This is a genomic window from Pseudonocardia terrae, from assembly GCF_021343995.1.
In the GTDB taxonomy this organism is placed as follows: Bacteria; Actinomycetota; Actinomycetes; order Mycobacteriales; family Pseudonocardiaceae; genus Pseudonocardia; species Pseudonocardia terrae.
Genome location: NZ_JAJTTE010000064.1, coordinates 1 through 20,099 on the forward strand (window position 1 = coordinate 1; position 20,099 = coordinate 20,099).

Consider the following 20,099-nt stretch of genomic DNA (forward strand, 5'->3'; position numbering starts at 1 on the left):
CGGGGTCGCCGGAGAGCCCGGCGGGCGCCGTCGGTTCGGGACCGGGCGTGGGCTCAGGTCGTGCGGGCCCGGGCCCGGGCCTGGGCGCGTCGCCGTCGTCGGGGCTCGGGCGGGTGGGGCGGCGGCGGCCCGTCTGCCAGGGCGTGTCGCTCGGAGCCCGCTGCTCGGGGGCGGGCGTGCCGCGGAGGAAGGGCAGCAGGCCGACCCACCGGACGAGCACGTCGGCGCGGTGGACGTCGGCCATGGGCGCCGATCGTAGAGCCGATCGCGCGATCGCACCCGCTGCCGCGACGGCGCGTCACCCGCGCACTGTGGAACCACAACGCGCGTTCCGGCCGCTCGAAAACGCGTTATGGATCCATAGCGCGCAATCGGCCCGCCGCGCTACTGGCCGGGGGCACCCTGGTCGCCGCCGTTGTCGGGCTGGTCGCCGCCCTGCGGTGGCTGACCGCCCTGCGGCGGTCGGCCCTCCTGGCTCGGCGGGGCGGGCTGGCCCGGCGCCCGGCCCTCGGGGGCGGCGGGCGGCGCGGGCACGGTCCCGCTGCTGACCTGCAGCGTGATCTGCTCACCGGGCAGCGCCGTGCCCCGCGGGCTCTGCCCGACGACCGTGCCCCGGGTGGCGAGGTTGTCGACGGTCCGCGTGGTGACCGTCCAGCCCGCCCGCTCGAGGAATGCGCGCGCGTCGTTCTGGCCGCGACCGACGACGTCGGGCACCCGGCTCTCCGCGCCGCCGGTCAGGTACCGGTCGTCCGTCGGCGGCAGCGGCAGCACCGGCGTGCCGTCGACCATCGGCTTCACCGCGCCGAACCAGGTCTCCGCCGGCGTCTTGCCGCCGAAGATGTTGCCGCTGCGGCAGGCGAAGGGGGCGCCGGCGCCGTCGCACAGCGGCCGGGGCGAGTTCGAGTTGTCGAAGGTGATCACCGAGCCGGCCAGGTTCGGCAGGATCCCGACGAAGGCCGCCGACTTGTGCTGCTGCGTCGTGCCCGTCTTGCCGCCCATGGGCCGGTCCCAGCCGACCTGCCGCGCCGCGGCGGCGGACGTGCCCATCTGATCGTCCTTGCTCAGGCCGGTGAACAGGGTGTTGGCCAGCGCGGGTTCGAGGACCTGCTCACACGGGGCCTCGGTGAGCGGCACCGGGTTGCCGGCCGCGTCGGTGATCGACTCGATCGGGGTGGGCGGACACCACTTGCCCGAGCTGGCGATGGTGGCGCCGACGTTGGCGAGCTCGAGCACGCTCGTCGGCGTGACGCCCAGGGTGAACGACGCCAGCCGCTGCGCCTTGGTGACCTCGGCGATCGAGCGGTCCGTCCGGCGCCCGGTGCCCGGGTCGACGAACGGGGTCGTGGCCAGCGACTTCATGCCCATCCGGACCGCCATGTCGACGACGTCCGGGACGCCGGTGAACTCCTCGAGCTTGATGAACGCGGTGTTCGGCGAGGTGGCCAGCGCGTCCTGCAGCGTCATCCGCTCCGGGTAGTTGCCGGCGTTGGCCACGGGGATGGGCCGCCCGCCGCCGTCGAGATAGATCGGTGACGCGTAGCCGCTCGGCGGGACGGACATCTGGTAGTTGATGCCGAGGCCCTTCTCCAGCGCCGTGGCCGCGGTGAAGATCTTGTAGACCGAGCCGGCACCGAGGTTGACCGGCTCGTACGGCAGCCCGTAGCTGGTCTGCATCGCGTCGGCGTCGAGCCCGAAGGTCCGGCTCGAGGCCAGGGCGAGGACCTTGTGCGCGTCCTGCCCCGGCTCGACCAGGGACATGACGTTGGCGACGTTGGGCTGGGTCGGCGGGACCTCGGCGTCGAGCGAGGCCTTCATCCTGGCGAGCTTGTCCCGGTCCAGCGTCGTCTTGATCGTGTAGCCGCCGCGGGCGATCTGCTCGGTGGAGAAGCCCGCCTCGGTGAGGTACTGGGTGACGTACTTGCAGAAGAACCCGGCGTCGCCGGCGCCGATGCATCCGTTGGGCCGCGTGTTCAGCGGGCTGACGATCCCGAGCGGCTCGGCCGCCGCGGAGCGCGCCTGCGACTCGTCGATCATCCCCTGGTCGCGCATCTGCGCGATGACGACGTTGCGCCGGTCGAGTGCGGCCTGCGGGTTCTGCACCGGGTCGGTCGCCGCGGTGCTGCGGACCATGCCCGCGAGCAGCGCGGACTGGGCCACCGTGAGCTTCTTGGCGCTGGTGTTGAAGTACGTGCGCGCGGCGCTCTCGATGCCGTAGGCCCCGTTGCCCCAGAACACGATGTTGAGGTAGCGGGTGAGGATCTCCTCCTTGCTCAGCTGGCGCTCCAGCTGCAGGGCGATCCGCGCCTCCTTGAGCTTGCGCGCCGGCGTCTGCTCGGTGGCCTTGAGCCGCTCCGCCTCGGTCTGCGCCTCGACGTAGAGCGTGTAGTTCTTCACGTACTGCTGGGTGAGCGTGGAGGCGCCCTGCACGACGTCGCCCGACGCCGAGTTGGCGACCACCGCGCGGATGGTGCCCTGCCAGTCGACGCCCTGGTGCTCGTAGAAGCGGCGGTCCTCGATCGCGACCATCGCGGCCTTCATCGCGGGCGAGATCTCGTCCGCGGAGACCTGCGTGCGGTTCTGGTCGAAGACGTAGGCGATCGGCTGCCCCGCGTTGTCGGTGAGCGTGGTGGCCAGCGGCAGGCCGCCCTCGACCAGGCTCGACGACGTGGAGTTGACGCTGTCCCCCGCATCGTTGCTGACCAGCCCGACCCCCGCGACGAACGGGAAGGCCATCCCCGCCGTGACGACGCCGGCGAGCAGGCAGAGGCCCAGCAGCAGGCCGACCGGCCGGGCCAGGTGACGGGGAGGAGCCACGGACGGAAAGGGTAGCCGGACCGGCGTCACCCTTCTGTCAGGTTGAGTAGTTCTGCGTGGTGTCGGGCGGAACCGCTCGCTCGCAGAATCCGTCCCAGTTGCCGTACGCGGGCCGCGCGGGCCCGCCCGGGGCGGAGGAGAGAATGGTGGACGCACGCACCGCGAGCAGGTGGAACTGGCGGATCGCCGCCCGTTGCCGCACCGCCGACGCCGAGGAGCTGTTCGTGCGCGGCGCCGAGCAGCGGCGGGCCCGGCAGTTCTGCGCGACGTGCCCGGTCCGCACGGAGTGCCTCGCGCACGCGCTCGACGAGCGGGTGGAGTTCGGGGTGTGGGGCGGGACGACCGAGCGGGAGCGGCGCGCGTTGCTGCGCTCGCGGCCCGGGGTGCGGTCGTGGGCGGAGCTGTTGCGGGCCGCGAGGGCGGAGCACTACGCCGCGGGCGCGACGGAGGTGCCGGCCGAGTCGGCGGAGTCGGCGGAGTCGGCGGCGGAGGAGTCGGCGGCGGAGGAGTCGGCCGCGGCCATGGCGGACCTGCTGCCGCCGCCCGACCAGCGAGCCGCCTGCTGATTCTGCGAAGTACCGTGGACGGGCCCGCACCACCCAGCCCGGAGGACGACCGTGATCTCGATCGGTGGGGTGGACCTCGTGGCGGGCCTGTACCGCCGCTACGCCGCCGACCTCGTCGAGGTCGTGGAGCGGCAGCGGGCGGTGACGACCGACGCCCGGTGCCGCCCGGGCCTCGACGACCTCGAGGCCGAGATCACCTATCTCCTGCTGCGGCAACTGCGGCCCGAGCACGTGGTGGAGATCGGCACCTCCGCCGGCCGGACCACGTCGTGGCTGCTCAGCGCGCTGCGGGACAACGGGAGCGGTCGCCTGGTGTCCTTTCGTCGGGCCCCCCGCCCGTCGAACGTGCCGGACGAGCTGGCCGCGGACCGCTGGACCGTGTACACCGGCGACGTCCGGGCCCGGATCGAGGCGCTGCCCGAGACCACCGACTATCTGCTGCTCGACGCCGCGCACACCGCGCGGTTCGGGCGCTGGTACGTGCGGACCGTGTTCCCGCGGCTGGCCTCGGGGACGCCGGTGGGGGTGCACGAGGTCTACCGGGGCCGCTCGGCGTGGGTCCGGCGCGAGGGCGGCGTGGTGCTCGACTGGCTCGCCGAGCGGGACGTCCCGCATTTCACCGTGGCCCGGCGCCGGGTGCCGCAGATCGTCGCCGCGCTGACCGACCTGCGCCGCGAGCTCGGTGTCGGCGACGCACGCGGGCCCGGGACGAACCCGATGATCTGGTTCGAAATGCCGTAGGCGGTGCTGCGCCGATCGGGTGCGGGAGGTGTGGCCGCGTCGGCACCGGTCATTCCCTCGACAGACCGAAGGGGTGTGCCATGGCCGATCCGCAGGAGGACGACCGCCCGGTCGTCGACGGGACCCACGCGACGTCGAAGGAGCTGCGTGCCGAGGTCGAGCGCCTGACCGAGGACCATCGGCAGGAGGTCGACGAGCTGCGCGACGACATCGGCGCGACCGTGCACGAGCTGGCCGGACGCCTCGACGTGCCCGCCCGCGCCCGGTCCCGGCTGCGGAGCGTCCCGCCGGCCGCGTGGGCCGGCGCCGCGGGTGCGGCCGCCGGCGCCACGGGGCTGGTCGTGCTGCTCAAGGCCCGCCGGAACGCCTCGACCCGCCGGTCGAAGCGCCGCCGACGGTAGAAGGCCCGGCCCTCAGCGGAGCTGGTGCACCGTGCCGGTGGCGGGTGGGGGCAGCTCGTCCTCCGCGGCCAGCCGCTCGCCGACCTCGCGGAGGCCCTCGAGGTCGCTGATGTCGCCGGCGACGGCCGGCACCCGCACCACCGGCACGCTCGGGTGGGCGCCGGAGAAGCGGGCGAGCAGCCGCTCCTCGCGCTCGGCGAGGTCCACCCGGTCGGCGTGCAACCGCAGGACCGCGCCGGCCAGCCGGGACGACCCGGCGTTCTCCGCGGCCGTGCGTGCCCGGGCGGCCGACAGCGGCGCCAGCACGGGGTGCGTCCGGTTGAGGACGAGCCCGGCGAGCGGCATCTCCTCGCCGGCCAGCCGGTCGACGAAGTACGCGGCCTCGCGCAGGGCGTCGGGTTCCGGGGCGGCGACGACCAGGAAGGACGTCCCGGGCGAGCGCAGCAGCTCGTAGGTCTTCGTCGCGCGCTCGCGGAAGCCGCCGAACATGGTGTCGAAGGCCTGGACGAACGCCGACGCGTCGGCCAGCAGCTGCCCGCCGAGGATCGTCGACACGGCCTTCGCGAACAGCCCGAACCCGGCCCCGACGATCTTGCGCAGGCCCCGGCCGCCCGCCCGCGCCGGCGAGCTGAGCAGCCGGATCATGCGGCCGTCGAGGAAGGTCGACATGCGCTGCGGCGCGTCCAGGAAGTCCAGCGCGGACCGCGACGGCGGGGTGTCGACCACGATCAGGTCCCACTCGCCGCGGGCGCAGAGCTGCCCCAGCTTCTCCATCGCCATGTACTCCTGCGTGCCGGAGAACGAGCTGGAGATCGTCTGGTAGAAGGGGTTCGCGATGATCTTCTCGGCCCGGTCCGGGGTCGAGTGGGCGTACACCATCTCGTCGAAGGTGCGGCGCATGTCCAGCATCATCGCCTGCAGCGAGCCGCCCTTCGCGGACCCGTCGAGGCCCGGGACGGAGCCGGGGTCGTTGCTCAGCTCGTCCAGGCCGAGGGCCTGGGCCAGCCGCTTCGCCGGGTCGATCGTGAGGACCACGACGGTGCGGCCGCGCTCGGCCGCGCGCAGGGCCAGCGCCGCGGCCGTGGTCGTCTTGCCGACGCCGCCGGAGCCGCAGCAGACGACGATCCGGGTGTCCGGGTCGTCGATCAGGGCGTCGGCGTCGAGCACGGGCGGGGTGGCCGGGCTCATCGGCGCACCCCCTGCTCGCACAGGTGCTCGGCCAGCTCGTAGAGGGCGCCGAGATCGACCCCGCCGAGCAGCTGCGGCAGCTCCAGCCGCGCGATGTCCCCGCTCTCCCGGGTCAGCCGGTCCCCGGCGGCCGCCTCGGCGGCGACCCGGACGGCGTGCTCGACGGTCTCGGCCACCAGCCCGTCGATCACCTCCGGCGGCAGGTCGAGGCCGGCGGTGGCGAGGCCGCTGCGGACGCGCCCGGCGTCGACCCGGCCGTGCGCGGCGGAGGCCACCGAGCGGTCCGGGAGCCACTGTTCGCGTACCCGGTTGACGACGATCGAGCCGACCCTCAGGTCCGAGGCCTGCAGCTCGCGCACGGCGTCGAGCGTCTCGGTCACCGGCAGGTCCTCCAGCAGCGTGACCAGGTGGACCATCGTGCGGTCCGAGTGCAACAGCTCGACCACGCCCTCGGCCTGGCTGTGGATCGGGCCGGTGCGGGCGAGCTCGGCCATGGCCCGGGTGACGTCGAGGAACGTCACCAGGCGGCCGGTGGGCGGGGCGTCGAGGACGACGGCGTCGTAGACCGGAGCGCCGTTCTCCCGGCGCGAGACCGTCTCCTTGACCTTGCCGGTCAGCAGTACGTCCCGCAGGCCGGGCGCGAGCGTGGTGGCGAACTCGACCGCGCCCATCTTGCGCAGGGTCCGGCCGGCCACACCCAGCTTGTAGAACATCTCGAAGTACTCGAGCAGGGCCTCCTCGGCGTCGACGGCGAGCGCGCGGACCTCGCCGCCGCCCGGCGCGACGGCGATCCGGCGCTCCTCGTAGGGCAGTGGGGCGGTGTCGAAGACCTGGGCGATGCCCTGCCGGCCCTCGACCTCCACGAGCAGGGTCCGGCGGCCGCGCGACGCGAGCGCCAGGGCCAGCGCCGCCGCCACCGTCGTCTTGCCCGTCCCGCCCTTGCCCGAGACCACGTGCAGTCGGGCCGCCCACGGATCGGCGGCCCCGGCGGATGACGTCACGCCACCAGCGTACGGAGCGGTGCGGCGAGCGGCCCGCCCAACCGGACCGGTCCCGTCGCCCGCTTCCCGCCGATCCGTCCGGGGACGCCCGCTCGTCGCACTGTGGGCCGTCCGACCCGCTACCGGGTGACGGCGCCGGGCTACAGTCCCGGCCCATGACCTCCCCGGCCGTCACCAGGTGGGAATACCTGAACGCCCCGCTGCTGATCCACAACACCAAGGCGATCCTCGACAACTTCGGCCGGGACGGCTGGGAGCTGGTCTCGGTCGTCCCCGGCGCGACGCCGGAGAACCTGATCGCGTTCTTCAAGCGCCCGGTGCCGCAGTCGTGACCTCGCCCACGCAGCGGCTGACCGAGCTCGGCCTCGAGCTGCCCACCGTGGCGGCCCCCGCCGGCTCCTACATCCCGGCCAAGGCGTCGGGTTCGCTCGTCTTCACCGCGGGGCAGGTGCCCTTCGTCGACGGCAAGCTGCCCAAGACCGGCAAGGTCGGCGCCGAGGTCACCGCCGAGGAGGCGAAGGACCTCGCCCGGATCTGCGCGCTGAACGCGCTCGCCGCCGTCGACGCGCTCGTCGGGCTGGACAACGTCAAGGGCGTGGTCAAGGTCGTCGGGTTCGTGGCCTCCGCGCCCGGCTTCGGCGGCCAGCCCGGCGTGATCAACGGCGCGTCGGACCTGCTCGCCGAGGTGTTCGGCGACTCGGGCACGCACGCCCGCTCCGCCGTCGGCGTCGCCGAGCTGCCGATCGACGCCCCGGTGGAGGTCGAGCTGATCGTCGAGGTCGCGTAGTGGAGCCGGCGGCGGCGCACGAGCTGCTGGTCCGGCTGGCCGGACGGCTGCCCGACGACGTCCTCTGGCGGCTGCGGGACTGGCTCGCCGCCGGTGCCGCGGCGCCGGTCGGTGCGCTGCTGCCGCGCGCCCTGCTGCGCAACCGCGTCGGGATCACCGACGCCGAACGCACCCTGCTCGGCGCCACGGCGGGCGAGAACCGCCTGGTCGACGCCGTCCTCCCGCTGCACACGCCGGACGCTCCCCATCCGGCGTTCGCGGCAGGGCCCGAGCTGCCCGACCTCGCCGTGCTGGGCGCGCTGGCCGTCGTCGCCGGGCACCCCGGCACACAGGAGCTGCGGCACGCGCGGCGCGGCCGGCACGGCGAGCAGCGGGTGCTCCTCGTCCTGGGCGCGGAGCGGGCCTGGGAACTGACCGGCACCCTGCAACGGCTGCTGCGGGTGCACGGCGACCGGACACCCTGCGTCGAGGTGCTCCCCGAGGGGCTGGAACCGCCCGCCTACCACCAGGCCGCCATCGTCGGATCCCGCCCCGTGTGGGCGCGGCCCGGCGCCGAGACCGAGTCCGCGTCGCCGGCCGTCTCCGGCACGAGCTGACCGAAAGAAGGAGGGCCCGGTGACGGCCCCACCTGCCCCGAGCACGCACCACCTGCTGCTGGCCCTGGCCGGCCGCGTCGACGACGACCTGCTGGCCACGGCCCGCGAGCTCGTCGCGATCGGCGAGGAGCCGCAGGCGCTGGAGATCCTCGTCGCGACCCTGGTCGCCGACCGCACCGCGCTCCCCGCCCTGCTGCGGTCGGAGGTCGTGGAGCTGGCCCGCCGGCGCGCGATCGAGCTCGACGCCGACGGCCTCCTCGCCCCCGCCGCCGGCTCGCTCGACGGCACCCGGCACGTCTTCGGCGCCGGCCCGGCCGGCGCCGACGAGCGACTCGCGGAGCTGCTGACCTCGCCGCCGCCCGGCTCGACCATGCGCGTGACCTGGCGGATGACGCCCGCGGGTGCCGCGCCGGGGCCGGTGCCGCACCCGGTGGTGCTGGTGGAGCTGTCCGGGCCCGGGATCGCGCCCGAGGTCGTGTCGTACCGGCTCGGGGCGCACCTGCTGCGGTCCGGCCTGCCCGCCTCGGTGGAGGCGTACACGCCCGCTGACGCGCTCCCCGCCTACCAGCGTGCAGCGCTGGAGCGGGCGTGGCAGGTCGGTGCTCCCGGTGCAGGTCACGGTGGCCTCCCGACCGGTGCGCGGGGCACTGCTCACGGCCCGGTTCCGTTCGGTGGCGTCGCCGGGGCCGGTGCAGCGGGGTCCGGTGCGCACAGCGGTGCGGCGGGCCCGGCCGCAGGGAACGAGCGGGCGATCAGGCACGGCGCTCCGGTGGGGTCCCCTGCTGCGGCAGGTCCCGGTACCTCCGGCGTCGTCGGTGGCTCTCCGGGCGGTCCGGCGGCGTCCGGTGGTGGGGCCGCTGCTGCGGCCGGTCCCGGCGCCTCCGGCTTGCTCGGCGCGATGGACGGTGGAACTGCGGAGGCCGGTCCCGGCAGGTCCGGCTTCCTCGGCGCCCCGGACGGTGGACCCGCGGAGGCCGCTCCTGCCGCCGGTCCTGCCGCGTCCGGCTTCCTCGCGGCCGCGGACGGTGGGACCGCGGGCGCCGCTTCTGCGGCGGGTGCCGGTGCCAGCGTGTTCGGTGCGTCCGGAACCGGTGTGTCCGGGTCCGGTGAGGCCGCTTCCGGCGGGGCCGGTGTCGGTGGGGTCGCGGAGGTCGGTCCTCCGGCGGCCCCCGGGGCGTCCGCGTTCACAGCGCCCGGCGGGCGCGAGCCCGGAGTCGGCACGACCTCGGAGACCTCGGAGCCGTCAGGTGGCGCCGCGGAGACGACCTTCGGCGCCGCGGTACCTCGGGATTCGGCGGGCACCGCGGCGTCGAGCGACGCCCGGGCGGCCCGGAACGCCGGACCGGCGGCCGACCGAGCCGAGGAGGCGGCGAACCGTCCCGGTGAGTCCCGGTCTGCCCATGGCGCGGCGGAGCAGGGCCCTCGGCCGTCGCCGTCACCCCGGCCCGCGCCCGCGGACCCCGGCACCCCGCCGCCGTCGCCCCGGCCGGTCCTCGGCCGGCCGCTGACGTCGTCGCAGCCGCCGGCTGCGTTCCAGCCGTTGCGCCCGCGTCCCGACACGCCCGAGGGTGCGCCGTTCGCCGACGGACCGGTGCGCCCCGACAGCGGCGGTCCCGCCACCGACCGGCCCGCACCTCGCGCGGTCCCCGGCCCCGGGCCGCGTCCCGGACCCGACGGCCCGCGGCTCGGCCCCATCGAGATCACCGGGCCGCAGGACGAGCCGCGGACCAGCCCGTTCGAGCGCACCCGCGCCCCCCGCTCCCGCCCCACCCTGAGCGTGGTGCCGCCCGCGCCCGGGTACGAGCCGCCGAGCGGGCCGCGGCAGGCGCCCGTCACGCGTCCGACCCCGATCGTCCGTACCGAGGACTCGCTGCCGACCCCGGCCGAGCCCTGGCCCGTGTCCCGCGACGAGACGGAGCAGACGGACCCGCCCGTCCTCGCATCGATGCGGGACCCGCTGAGCGGTCCGCTGCGCGAGCCGCTGCTCGACGCCCAGCTCGACCGCGCCGAGACCGGTCCCGTGCCGATCGTCGGCCTCACGCCGCCGCAGGGCACGCCGGCCGTGGACGAGGCTGCGCCGTCGGACGAGGCCACGGATTCCACCGCTGCCGATTCCGCCCCCGCCGATTCCGCTCCTGCCGATTCCGCCCCCGCCGATTTCACCCCTGCCGACGAGCCGTCGGACCCGTCGGCCCCCGCTCCGGGGACGGGGCGACGCCGGCGGGTCGAGGCGCGGGAGCCCGCGCCGGAGTGGACCCGCGACTGGGCGTCCGGCGAGTGGGCGATGCCGACGACGGGTCGGCGCCGCGCCGCCGACCTCCCGGCCGCCGGCGAGGGCTCCGGTTCCCTCCCGGAGTCGCCGACCTCCGCGCAGGACACCACCGATCCCGCCGGTCGGGACGGATCCGCGGACCTCCGGGGCGCGTCCGAGGGAGCGGACCTCCTGACCCCGGCGGGGGCTTCCTCGCCGGTCCCCGACACCAGCACGGCCGACCGGACGGTCGACGGCGACACGGTCGAGCCCGGTGATCGCCCGGGCCCGAGCGGCCGTGACGCCGAGCCCTCCGACGTCGCCGACCGGGGAACCGACGCGTACGCCCGGACGGACGGCGAGGTCCAGGTGGACCGCCGGTTCGCGGACGAGTCGCCGGACCTGCTCGAGGCCCCGACCTCCGACCGCTTCCCCGGCCCGCAGCCACCCGAGAAGGCCGGCGACGCTGCGCCCTTCGCCGGCCCGACCGACCCGGGCGGAGGACGACGCCGCCGCCCCGACCCCGGGGGCGACGAGCCGGGCGTGTCCCCCGACGTGGTGGACTCCGCCGCCGGGCGACGCCACCGCGCCGAGCCCGACCTGACGATCGCTGACACCGGCACGTCCTCCGACTCGGCGGACTTCGCCGGTGGAGGCCGTCGCGCCGAGCCCGACCTGACCGCCGGTGAGACGGGCACGTCGTCCGACTCGGCGGACCCCGTGGGCGGGCGACGCCGCCGCGTCGAGCACGGCGGCGACGCCGAGGAACTGGTCGAACGCCCAAGTGCCGCCGGCCCCGGGATCGGACCCGCGGACTCGCCGGATCCGACCGGGCTCGCGCGCGACCCGCATGCCGCGGGCTCGGCAGGAGCGTCGGAACTGCCCGACGCCCTGGGCGGGGTCTCCGACCCCCGCGCCAACGGCTCGGCCGGCCCGTTCGGCGGGTCCCGGGGCTTCGACCTGCTCGGGCGCTCGAACGGGACGGCCGGTACGGGTGGTCGCGAGGCCGGTTCGGCCGGCGAGCCGACGGACCTGCACCTCGACGAGCCCGCGGAGTCCGCGACGGACGGCGGATCGCTCGGCGACCCGACCGACCGCGCCGGGAGCAGCGGCCCGCTGCTCGGCCGGCCGGACGGCACCACCCGGGGAGCCGAGGGGCCGGACGACCGGGACGGGCTCGTCGACGCCGCGACGGCCAAGCTCGGCGCGGTGCGGCCCGGTGAGTCCCTCGCCGAGGGCCCGGTGCCGAGCGACCCGCGTGCCCCGGGGAGCACCCGGCGCGGGGCCGACGGCCGCACCGAACCCGACCGCCCGACGGGCACGCCCGACCCGTCGGGCCCCGCGTCCGAGGCCGGCGACGGGCGTGAGTCGGGGCGCGACCGCGACCTCCCCGGCATCCCCCTCGGCGACACGCCCGCGCCGACGCCGTTCGACGCCCTCCCCGACCCGGCCGGGGAAGAGGGGACGTCCGGCTCGGTCCTCGAGGGTGGGCTCCGCCGCTCGCGTCCGGGCGACGCCTCACACCAGGGCGACGGCACTCCTGCCACGGAACCGGGCGAGGACACCCCCGGCCCGAGCGGCCCCACCTCCGGCTCGTACCGACGCACCGGCATCTCCCGCTCGGAGCCGGGTGAGGACACTCCCGGCTCGCCCTCGGCCACCGACACCGCGGGCCCGCGGTCGGACGGTGACCCGGCCCTCGACCCGACCGGCGCCACCCCCGCCCCGGTCGCGCCCGGTGGTCGCCCGGCCACGGACCCGTCGAACACCGAGGACCCCGCGCACAGGGCGGACACCGAGGTCGACGACGCCCCCACCGGCCGCCGGGCCGCGCGGGACGGGGTGCCGACGATCCGTCCGGTGCCGGGCGGTCGTCGTCGCGCCCGGCACCGCCCGGACGACGCGGAGCCCGACCCGTGGAACTTCGCGACCGCCGCCGGCGACGTCACCCCGGAGCCCACGTCGCGGCCCGAGGAGGGCCCGCAGGACCGCTCGGACGGCCTGCCGCCGCCCCGGCCGGTCCCGCGGACCATCCCGCGCATCCGACGGGGCTCGGACACAGCCGTCAGCGGGCTCTTCGGTCCCGGTGAGGTACCGCCCAGCCGTCCGGACGATCCCTTCGGCACCGGTCCCGGCCCGTCCCGCGGCCGATCCGGCGAGCCGCACGACGGCCCCACCGCGAGCACCGAGCCGGCCGAGCCGGACACCACGTCGGCGGGGTACTCCGCGTTCTCCAGCCGCGAGCAGGACCTGCTGCGCCTGCTCCAGCAGGAGCTGGAGGTGCGGGAGTCCCCGCCCGAGCGTCGCAACGGATCCGGCCCCTACGGGCCGCCGGACCTCGCCGGCTGACCACACCCCGGGGGGACACCGGGGCGGTTCCGGAGCTCCGGAACCGCCCTCTCGTCCCACCCGGGCAGTGCGCAGCTACCTGCGCGCGAGTTCCTCCGCCCGCGCCAGCACCCGCTGCACGTGCAGGCTCCGGGCGGCCGTGTGCGGGCCGTCGACCAGCCCGGTCGCGACTGCCTTCAGCAGCTCGTCGAGCAGGACGGCGTAGGAGGCCGTGGCGTCCGCGGGCCGCTCGGTGAGCACGTGCCGGCCGATCGAGCCGAAGGCCGTCACCTCCATCTCCGTGGGGTCGACCGGCAGCGCGAGCGAGAGCGTCAAGGTGCTGCGGGCGCCGCCGACGTGCCGCAGCCCGACCCGCCACAGGTCCGGCTCGCCGACGTGCGCGAACTCGACGTCGACGACCTCGCCGAGCGCCGCGTCGAGCAGGTCGACCAGGTGCGGCCCGATGTCGAGCAGCGCGCCCCGCTCGGCCCGCCACGCCGACGCCGCGTACGGGCCGCCGAGCAGCGCCCCGGAGAGCCAGCGGGCGGTGGCCGTGGTGTCGGCGTCGGCGGGGCCGTCCGGGAGACCGGCGAGCCACGCGCGGACCGGCGGGTGGAAGCGCAGGGTGAACACGGTCGTCGAGCAGACGCCGGCCTCCGCGACGGCCGCCGCGGCACGCTCGGCGGCGGGCAGGGTGTCGGCGAGCGGCTTGTCCAGGATCAGGTGCTTGCCCCGCGCCGCAGCCGCAGGCACCAGCGCCCCCTGCACGGCGGGCGGCACGGCGAAGGCGACGGCGTCGACGGCCTCGAACAGCTCCTCGACCTCGGCGAACGCGGTCCCGCCGTGCTGCGCGACGATCTCCCGGGCCGGCTCCGGCCGCCGGGTCCAGACGCCCGCGAGCTCCACCCCGGGATGGGCGGCCAGGGCGGGGGCGTGCACGGAGCGGGCCCACGGCCCACCCCCGACGAGTCCGACGCGCAGCTGATCCATGAGCCCATCCTGCCCGGGCGTGGCCATCTTCACGGACGTTCCCCGGCGGGCGTCGGGTTAAGGTCCGATCGTGAGCGTCGCCGGTGACAACACGATCGAGAGCGCCGCGCAGCCGAAGCCGGCTGCGACGGTGCTGCTGCTGCGCGACGACCCGGCGCCCCCGCCGGGTCGTGCTCCGCTGCAGGTCTTCCTGCAGCGGCGGGTGAAGCAGATGGCCTTCGCGGGCGGCATGACCGTGTTCCCGGGCGGCAGTGTCGACCCCACCGACGTGCCCGACGCCGAGCGCTGGGCCGGTCCCGATCCGGCCGAGTGGGCCGAGCTGATCGGCGTGCCACCGGAGGTCGCGGGGCAGGCCGTGTCCGCGGCCGTGCGCGAGGTGTTCGAGGAGACCGGCGTGCTGCTCGCCGGCGCGCCCGGCGGGGAGCCCGGCTCGCTGACCGCGCAGGCCCCGCTGTGGCGCAAGCAGCTCACCGAGCACGCCATCTCGCTCGCTCAGGTCCTGCTCGACTCGGGCTACGTGCTGCGGTCGGACCTGTTGCGGACCTGGGCGCACTGGGTGACCCCGCCGCAGGAGGGCCGCCGCTACGACACGATCTTCTTCGTGGCCGCCCTGCCCGCCGGCCAGGAGGCCGACGCGCACACCACGGAGGCCGTCGAGGCCACCTGGTGGTACCCGCAGGCGGCCCTGGAGGCCTTCGACGCCGGCGAGATGACGCTCATGCCGCCGACCCTGCTCTCGCTGCGCGACCTCGCGGTCTTCGGGACCACGGCCGAGGCGCTCGCCGGCTGCGCCGGCCGGGACATGACCCCGGTGCACCCGAAGTTCCGCAAGGACGACGCGGGCATCCGGTACGTCATCCTCCCGGACGGGTCCGAGCACCCGTTCGCGCCCGCGCGCCCGGCGTGACCGCTCCCGCGTACGGCGTGCTCCGCGAGGTCACGCCGCTGGTCTCGGTGCTGCTGCAGAACAACCCGGGCCCCATGACGCTGGAGGGCACCAACACCTGGGTGCTGCGGGCGCCGGGGGTGGAGGAGTGCGTGGTCGTCGACCCCGGCGAGGACGACGACGAGGAGCACCTCGAGCGGATCACGGCGCAGGGACCCGTGGCGCGGATCCTCCTGACCCACCGGCACCACGACCACTGCGGCGCGGCCCGCCGGCTCGCCGAGCTCACGAAGGCGCCGGTGCAGGCCCTGGACCCGAGCCTCGTCCTGGGCTCCGAGGCCCTCGCCGACGGCGACGTCGTGGCCGCCGCGGGCCTGGAGCTCCGTGTGGTCGCGACGCCCGGCCACACGTCGGACTCGACGTCGTTCCTGGTGGAGGGCCCGGGCGAGGGTCCGCCGCCGCTGCTGGCCGGCGACATGATCCTCGGGCACGGCACCACCGTGATCGCCCACCCGGACGGCGCGCTCGCCCCGTACCTCTCCTCGCTGGACTGGTATGCCGACCTGCCGCCGGGCACCACCGTACTGACCGGCCACGGCCCCGAGCTGCCCGACGCCGCGGCCGTCGCGACGTACTACCGCGAGCACCGTCACCAGCGGCTCGAGCAGGTCCGCGAGGCCCTGCGCACGCTGCCGGACGACGCGCCGCCCCGCCAGGTGGTCGAGGTCGTGTACGCCGACGTCGACCAGCGGCTGTGGGACGCCGCGGAGCTCTCGGTCAAGGCGCAGCTGGACTACCTACGCGGCTGAGGGCGTGCCCTCGACCGTCCTGCGCCGGGCCCACAGCACGGCACCGACGAGCAGGCCGGCCGCGCCACCGGCGAGGAAGGCCCCGGAGGCCCCGGCCGCCTCGACCACGACCCCGGCCAAGGACTGCCCGACCGCGGCGCCCACGGTGATCGCGGTGACGACCCAGCCGAACGCCTCGGTGGCCGCGCCGCGCGGCGCCACCACCTCGATGACGAGCGAGTGCCCCGTGGTCTGCGGCGTGATCAGCCCGCCCGCGGCCAGCATGGCGATCACCAGCAGCGGGAGCGAGTCCGCCGCGCCCGCGAGCCACATGGCCAGCACGAGCACGCCGAACCCGGCGACCAGCACGGGCATCCGCAGGTGCAGCGCGCGGGGCCACGGCCGAATCCCGTAGAGCACGCCGACCAGCACCGACGTGACCGACCAGGCGGAGAGCAGCGCGCCACCCAGCCAGGGCTCGCCCAGGCCCGTGGCGACCGCGGGCACCCCGACCTCCACGGCGCCGACGACGAGCCCGAAGCCCAGCCCGGCCAGGGCGATCGTCCGCATGCCGGGGCTCGCGATCGCGCCCCACAGCGTCGACCCGGTCGACGGAAGTGGCTCGCTGCCGCGCACGGGCCCGCTCAGCGCGAACCCCACCGTGCCGACGACGGTCGCGAGCACGGCCACCGCGGTGCCCGTCCCCGGCCACGGCGTCGAGGCCAGCAGCGCGGCCACCCCCGGCCCGAGGACGAAGAAGACCTCGAGGCTGATCGCCTCGTAGCCGTACGCCGCCTCGCGCGGCCCGGCCGGCACCAGCCGCTCCCACAACGCCCGGGAGGCACCCGGCATGGCCGGCATGACGAGCCCGGTGAACAGCGCGACCGCGACGACGACCGGCAGCGCGGTCCACGTCTCGACCGCCGCGACGAGCCCGCCCGCACCGAGCGCGAACAGCCCGGCGACCGTCAGGAGCACACCCGACGGCCCGCGCCGGTCCATCAGCCGGCCCTGCAGGACCGAGCCGAGCGCGACGCCGACCAGCGACCCCGCCGAGACGGCGCCGGCCACCGCGAACGACCCCGACTCACGCTGCACGTAGAGCAGCGTGGCGAAGCTGAACATGGCGACCGGGAACCGCCCCACCGCGGAGGTGAGGACGGGCACGGCCGCACCGGGGGCGGTGACGGCGGCGCGGTAGTCGGCGAGCGAGACGGACACGCCGTCGAGGATCGCACACTTCTGGTACGGGCGTACCAGTTACTTGCCGCACGCCACCACGCGGGTGACGCGTCCCTGTTCTAGCGAGCCCGCCGGGCGAGCCGCTCGGGCTCCAGGATCAGCACGCTCTTGCCCTCGAGCCGCAGCCAGCCGCGGTGCGCGAAGTCCGCCAGCGCCTTGTTGACCGTCTCGCGGGAGGCGCCGACGAGCTGGGCGATCTCCTCCTGGGTCAGGTCGTGCGTGACGCGCAGCAGGCCGGACTCCTGCGACCCGAACTGGCGGGCCAGCTGCAGCAGCGACTTGGCCACGCGGCCGGGCACGTCCGTGAAGATCAGGTCCGCCAGCATGTTGTTGGTGCGGCGCAGCCGGCGGGCCAGCACGCGCAGCAGCTGTTCGGCGATCTCCGGGCGCTTGCCGATCCACTCGCGCAGCGCGGCGCGGTCCATCGTGAAGGCGCGGACCTCGGTCACCGAGGTGGCCGACGACGTGCGCGGGCCCGGGTCGAAGATCGACAGCTCGCCGAACATGTCCGACGGGCCCGCGACCATCAGCAGGTTCTCCCGGCCGTCGGGGGACTTCCGGCCGATCTTCACCTTGCCGCTGGCGATGATGTAGAGCCGGTCACCCGGCTCGCCCTCGCTGAAGATGACGTGCCCACGCGGGAACTCCACGGGCTCCAGGGTCTGGGCCAGCACCTCGGCGGCGTGCGGCTCCACACCCTGGAAGATCCCAGCCCGGATCAGAACATCGTCCACAACACCTGCTCCTCGTCCACATCCACCGCAGCCACGCGGCGGATCATCGGCGCGCCAGTCTAGGGGGTCGCTCCGCACAGTGTGACGAGACGACGTGTGAACACCATGCCCGGATTGGGGCACCCGGCACGGCGGACCGACCCGTTCGGCCCCCCTTCCCGGCCGGCCCTCCCGGGCCGAACGGGCTACGGGGAGACTTTACTCCGGCGTGTCCCGCGCCTCCCGCCCCGGTTGCGCAGGCGGAAGAGCTCCAGCGCACGGACGGTGCCCTGACGGAACAACGCACGTACCTCGTCGGGGCGGGGACGCTCGAGCAGCTCGTCGAGCTCGTCCTGCCGCACGGTGGACTCCCGCATCCGGGACTCGACGCGCTCCATGCCGAGCGCGAAGAACATCACCAGGAGCGGCACGAGGACGGCTAACCAGGCAGTCATGTCACGATCGATGATGGCCTACCCCCCGCGCCCCGGGCGCACCGGGGGCCCCGCGTGTTGCGATCGATGCGCGATCGAGACCCGCCACCTGCGGCAACGGCATCGTCACGCTCCGTACCGCGCCCGGGGTTGTCGGTGGGCGGACGTAGTCTCGCCCTGTGACCACCACACTCCGGCGTCCCACCAGCCGCGAGGTCGCCAAGCTGTCCGCGCGGATCGCCGCCGGGGAGAGCGGGATCGGCCGCGCCCGGCGGGTCGGGCGCATCCTGCGGGCGCTCGCCGTGGCGTACCCCGACGCGCACTGCGAGCTGGACTTCACGAACCCGCTCGAGCTCGCCGTCGCCACGATCCTGTCCGCGCAGTCGACCGACAAGAAGGTCAACGAGATCAGCCCGGCGCTCTTCGCGCGCTACCGCACCGCGGCGGACTACGCCGGCGCCGACCGGACCGAGCTGGAGGAGTACGTCCGGCAGACGGGCTTCTACCGCAACAAGGCGAACGCGCTGATGGGACTGGGCGCTGCCCTGGTCGAGCGGTTCGACGGCGAGGTCCCGGGCAACCTGGACGATCTCGTCACCCTGCCGGGAATCGGGCGGAAGACGGCGAACGTCATCCTGGGCAACGCGTTCGGCGTCCCCGGCATCACCGTCGACACCCACTTCGGCCGGCTCGTCCGGCGCTGGGGCTGGACCACCGAGGAGGACCCGGTCAAGGTCGAGCACGAGGTCGGCGACCTGGTCCCGAAGAAGGACTGGACCATGGCCTCGCACTACGTGATCTTCCACGGCCGCCGGGTCTGCCACGCCAAGAAGCCGGCCTGCGGGGCGTGCACCCTGGCGATGGACTGCCCGTCGTTCGGCGTCGGCCCCACCGATCCGGTCGCCGCGGCGAAGCTGGTCAAGGGCCCGGAGGCGCCGCACCTGCTGCAGCTGGCGGGGCTGGGCGGGGAATGAGCCGACGATGAGCACCGATCGCCGGGCCGCCCTGCGGCGGCACCGGTCGGAGCTGGTCAGCACGGTGGTCGTGCTCGTGCTGGTGGTCGTCGGGGTCGTCGCGCTCTGGCCGCGTGCCGGGGCGCCGTCCGGCGCCGCGAGCGGGGGCGCCGCGACCACGACGGCCGCGCCCGATCCCGCCCGGCTCGCCGACCTCCGGGCGCGCGCGGACCTGCCGCCGTGCCCGTCGGGCACCGGCGGGGCGGGGCCGCTCGCCGGGGTCGTCGCGCCCTGCCTGGCCGACGGCACGCCGGTCGACGTCGGCGGCGCGCTCGCCGGCCGGCCGGCGCTGGTCAACGTCTGGGCCTCGTGGTGCGCGCCGTGCCGGGAGGAGCTGCCCGCGATCGCCGAGTACGCCGCCCGGCCGGGCGCCGTGCCGGTGCTGCTCGTCGACATCCAGGACACGGACCCGGCCGCCCTCGCGCTGCTCGCGGAGATCGGCGTCCGGCTCCCGTCGGTCACCGATCCGGACGGCGCGCTGCGGTCCGCGCTGGCCGTGCCGCCGGCCATCCCGGCCAGCTACGTCGTGCGCGCGGACGGGGCGGTCGCGCGGGTCGATCCCCCGGTGCCCTTCGGGTCGGCCGACGAGGTCGCGGCCGTGGTCGGCAAGCTGTCCCCATGACCGACGTGCACCCGGAGGCGGCGCCCGCCTTCCTGGAGCCGCTGCTGGGCTCGCTCGGCAGCGTCGAGGCCTACGACCTCGCCCCGCACCGCGTCCCGCCGCCCGCCGGCGGACCGCGCGCCGCCGTGCTGATGCTGTTCGCCGAGGGCCCGGAGGGGCCGGACGTGCTGCTCGTCGAGCGCGCCTCCACGCTGCGCAACCACGCCGGTCAGGTGGCCTTCCCGGGCGGGCGGATCGACCCCGGCGACGCCGGCCCGCTCGGCGCCGCGCTGCGCGAGGCCGAGGAGGAGACGGGACTGGACCCCGCGGGCGTCGTCCCGCTGGCGCTGCTGCCGGAGCTGTTCATCCCGCCCTCGGGGTTCGTGGTGACCCCGGTGCTGGCGTACTGGGCCGAGCCCAGCGCGGTGCACGCCGTGGACCCGGCCGAGACGGCGGCCGTCGTCCGGGTGCCGGTGGCCGACCTCGTCGACCCGGCGAACCGCGTCACCACGCTCCACCCGAGCGGGCACCGCGGCCCCGCCTTCCTGGTGGCGGGGGTGCTCGTGTGGGGCTTCACCGGGGGCCTATTGTCCGGCCTGTTGGATCGCGCGGGATGGGCGCATCCCTGGGACGAGTCCCGGGTCCTCGACCTGGGCGCGGCGTGGTCGGCGGCTCGCTCGGCACGCGGTGGCGACCGGAACGGACGCCGACACGGCGGGCAGGAGGCTGCGGGCACGTGAGTCGGACCCACCACGAGGA

Annotated in this window: 18 protein-coding genes and 2 pseudogenes; 12 read left to right on the forward strand and 8 right to left on the reverse strand. The window is 75.8% G+C overall.

Features of this window, described 5'->3' with window-relative positions:
- Window positions 1–244: pseudogene (locus tag LWC33_RS29580) on the reverse strand (hypothetical protein); the annotation flags it as partial.
- A 140-nt stretch (window positions 245–384) separates the two neighbouring features.
- Window positions 385–2,814: a transglycosylase domain-containing protein gene (locus LWC33_RS29585; protein ID WP_308191025.1), complete on the reverse strand. Its 2,430-nt coding sequence runs from the start codon at window positions 2,812–2,814 to the stop codon at window positions 385–387.
- 143 nt (window positions 2,815–2,957) lie between these two features.
- Between LWC33_RS29585 and LWC33_RS29590 the strand changes: the two are divergent.
- From LWC33_RS29590 to LWC33_RS29600, 3 genes and pseudogenes are all read left to right on the forward strand, one after another.
- Window positions 2,958–3,251: pseudogene (locus LWC33_RS29590) on the forward strand (WhiB family transcriptional regulator); the annotation flags it as partial.
- A 180-nt stretch (window positions 3,252–3,431) separates the two neighbouring features.
- Entirely contained in the window at window positions 3,432–4,121 is a 690-nt protein-coding gene (locus LWC33_RS29595; protein WP_233307983.1) for a class I SAM-dependent methyltransferase, read from the forward strand.
- A gap of 80 nt (window positions 4,122–4,201) precedes the next feature.
- Window positions 4,202–4,522, forward strand: a complete 321-nt coding sequence (locus tag LWC33_RS29600; RefSeq protein ID WP_233307984.1) for a DUF3618 domain-containing protein — start codon at window positions 4,202–4,204, stop codon at window positions 4,520–4,522.
- Window positions 4,523–4,534: 12 nt separating this feature from the next.
- On the opposite strand, the gene bagB is transcribed toward LWC33_RS29600, so the two are convergent.
- Both bagB and bagA read right to left on the reverse strand, forming a co-directional pair.
- Window positions 4,535–5,710 carry an ATPase BagB gene (gene bagB / locus LWC33_RS29605; RefSeq protein ID WP_233307985.1) on the reverse strand — a complete coding sequence of 392 codons (1,176 nt, stop codon included), beginning with the start codon at window positions 5,708–5,710 and terminating at the stop codon, window positions 4,535–4,537.
- The gene (gene bagA / locus LWC33_RS29610; RefSeq protein ID WP_233307986.1) at window positions 5,707–6,711 is read right to left on the reverse strand and encodes an ATPase BagA; all 1,005 of its coding nucleotides are present in this window, start codon (window positions 6,709–6,711) and stop codon (window positions 5,707–5,709) included. Before bagA ends, bagB begins: the two co-directional genes overlap by 4 nt.
- A gap of 155 nt (window positions 6,712–6,866) precedes the next feature.
- Between bagA and sp36 the strand changes: the two genes are divergently transcribed.
- The 4 genes from sp36 to LWC33_RS29630 are packed head-to-tail and all read left to right on the forward strand — an operon-like array spanning window position 6,867 to window position 12,694.
- The gene (sp36, locus tag LWC33_RS29615) at window positions 6,867–7,043 is read left to right on the forward strand and encodes a Sp36 family protein (RefSeq protein WP_232873797.1); all 177 of its coding nucleotides are present in this window, start codon (window positions 6,867–6,869) and stop codon (window positions 7,041–7,043) included.
- Entirely contained in the window at window positions 7,040–7,498 is a 459-nt protein-coding gene (locus tag LWC33_RS29620) for a RidA family protein (RefSeq protein ID WP_233307987.1), read from the forward strand. The genes sp36 and LWC33_RS29620 overlap by 4 nt, the downstream gene beginning before the upstream one ends.
- Window positions 7,498–8,094: a hypothetical protein gene (locus LWC33_RS29625; protein WP_233307988.1), complete on the forward strand. Its 597-nt coding sequence runs from the start codon at window positions 7,498–7,500 to the stop codon at window positions 8,092–8,094. The genes LWC33_RS29620 and LWC33_RS29625 overlap by 1 nt, the downstream gene beginning before the upstream one ends.
- 19 nt (window positions 8,095–8,113) lie before the next feature.
- A complete protein-coding gene (locus LWC33_RS29630) occupies window positions 8,114–12,694 on the forward strand; it encodes a hypothetical protein (RefSeq protein WP_233307989.1) in 4,581 nt (1,526 codons plus the stop codon).
- Window positions 12,695–12,769: 75 nt separating this feature from the next.
- Here the strand turns inward: LWC33_RS29630 and LWC33_RS29635 are convergent, their stop codons facing one another.
- Window positions 12,770–13,663, reverse strand: a complete 894-nt coding sequence (locus LWC33_RS29635) for a Gfo/Idh/MocA family protein (RefSeq protein ID WP_233307990.1) — start codon at window positions 13,661–13,663, stop codon at window positions 12,770–12,772.
- Between the two features lie 70 nt (window positions 13,664–13,733).
- On the opposite strand from LWC33_RS29635, the gene LWC33_RS29640 reads away from it, so the two are divergent.
- Window positions 13,734–14,570: an NUDIX hydrolase gene (locus tag LWC33_RS29640; RefSeq protein WP_233307991.1), complete on the forward strand. Its 837-nt coding sequence runs from the start codon at window positions 13,734–13,736 to the stop codon at window positions 14,568–14,570.
- Window positions 14,567–15,358, forward strand: coding sequence for an MBL fold metallo-hydrolase (locus LWC33_RS29645; protein WP_233307992.1), 792 nt, complete (start codon window positions 14,567–14,569; stop codon window positions 15,356–15,358). Before LWC33_RS29640 ends, LWC33_RS29645 begins: the two co-directional genes overlap by 4 nt.
- Here LWC33_RS29645 and LWC33_RS29650 read toward each other — a convergent pair.
- The 3 genes from LWC33_RS29650 to LWC33_RS29660 form a co-directional block, all read right to left on the reverse strand.
- On the reverse strand, window positions 15,347–16,558 hold the full coding sequence (locus LWC33_RS29650) for an MFS transporter (protein WP_233307993.1): 1,212 nt from the start codon (window positions 16,556–16,558) through the stop codon (window positions 15,347–15,349). The two genes, LWC33_RS29645 and LWC33_RS29650, sit on opposite strands and share 12 nt — an antisense overlap.
- Window positions 16,559–16,638: 80 nt before the next feature.
- Window positions 16,639–17,313 carry a Crp/Fnr family transcriptional regulator gene (locus tag LWC33_RS29655; RefSeq protein ID WP_037041895.1) on the reverse strand — a complete coding sequence of 225 codons (675 nt, stop codon included), beginning with the start codon at window positions 17,311–17,313 and terminating at the stop codon, window positions 16,639–16,641.
- Window positions 17,314–17,498: 185 nt separating this feature from the next.
- Window positions 17,499–17,747: a hypothetical protein gene (locus LWC33_RS29660; protein WP_233307994.1), complete on the reverse strand. Its 249-nt coding sequence runs from the start codon at window positions 17,745–17,747 to the stop codon at window positions 17,499–17,501.
- A gap of 203 nt (window positions 17,748–17,950) precedes the next feature.
- On the opposite strand from LWC33_RS29660, the gene nth reads away from it, so the two are divergent.
- From nth to LWC33_RS29675, 3 genes are read left to right on the forward strand one after another with little or no spacing between them, the layout of a single operon-like run.
- Window positions 17,951–18,700 carry an endonuclease III gene (nth, locus tag LWC33_RS29665; RefSeq protein WP_233308016.1) on the forward strand — a complete coding sequence of 250 codons (750 nt, stop codon included), beginning with the start codon at window positions 17,951–17,953 and terminating at the stop codon, window positions 18,698–18,700.
- A gap of 7 nt (window positions 18,701–18,707) precedes the next feature.
- Window positions 18,708–19,361, forward strand: coding sequence for a TlpA family protein disulfide reductase (locus LWC33_RS29670; RefSeq protein ID WP_233307995.1), 654 nt, complete (start codon window positions 18,708–18,710; stop codon window positions 19,359–19,361).
- The gene (locus LWC33_RS29675; protein WP_233307996.1) at window positions 19,358–20,080 is read left to right on the forward strand and encodes an NUDIX hydrolase; all 723 of its coding nucleotides are present in this window, start codon (window positions 19,358–19,360) and stop codon (window positions 20,078–20,080) included. Before LWC33_RS29670 ends, LWC33_RS29675 begins: the two co-directional genes overlap by 4 nt.
- The last annotated feature ends 19 nt before the right edge of the window (window positions 20,081–20,099 follow it).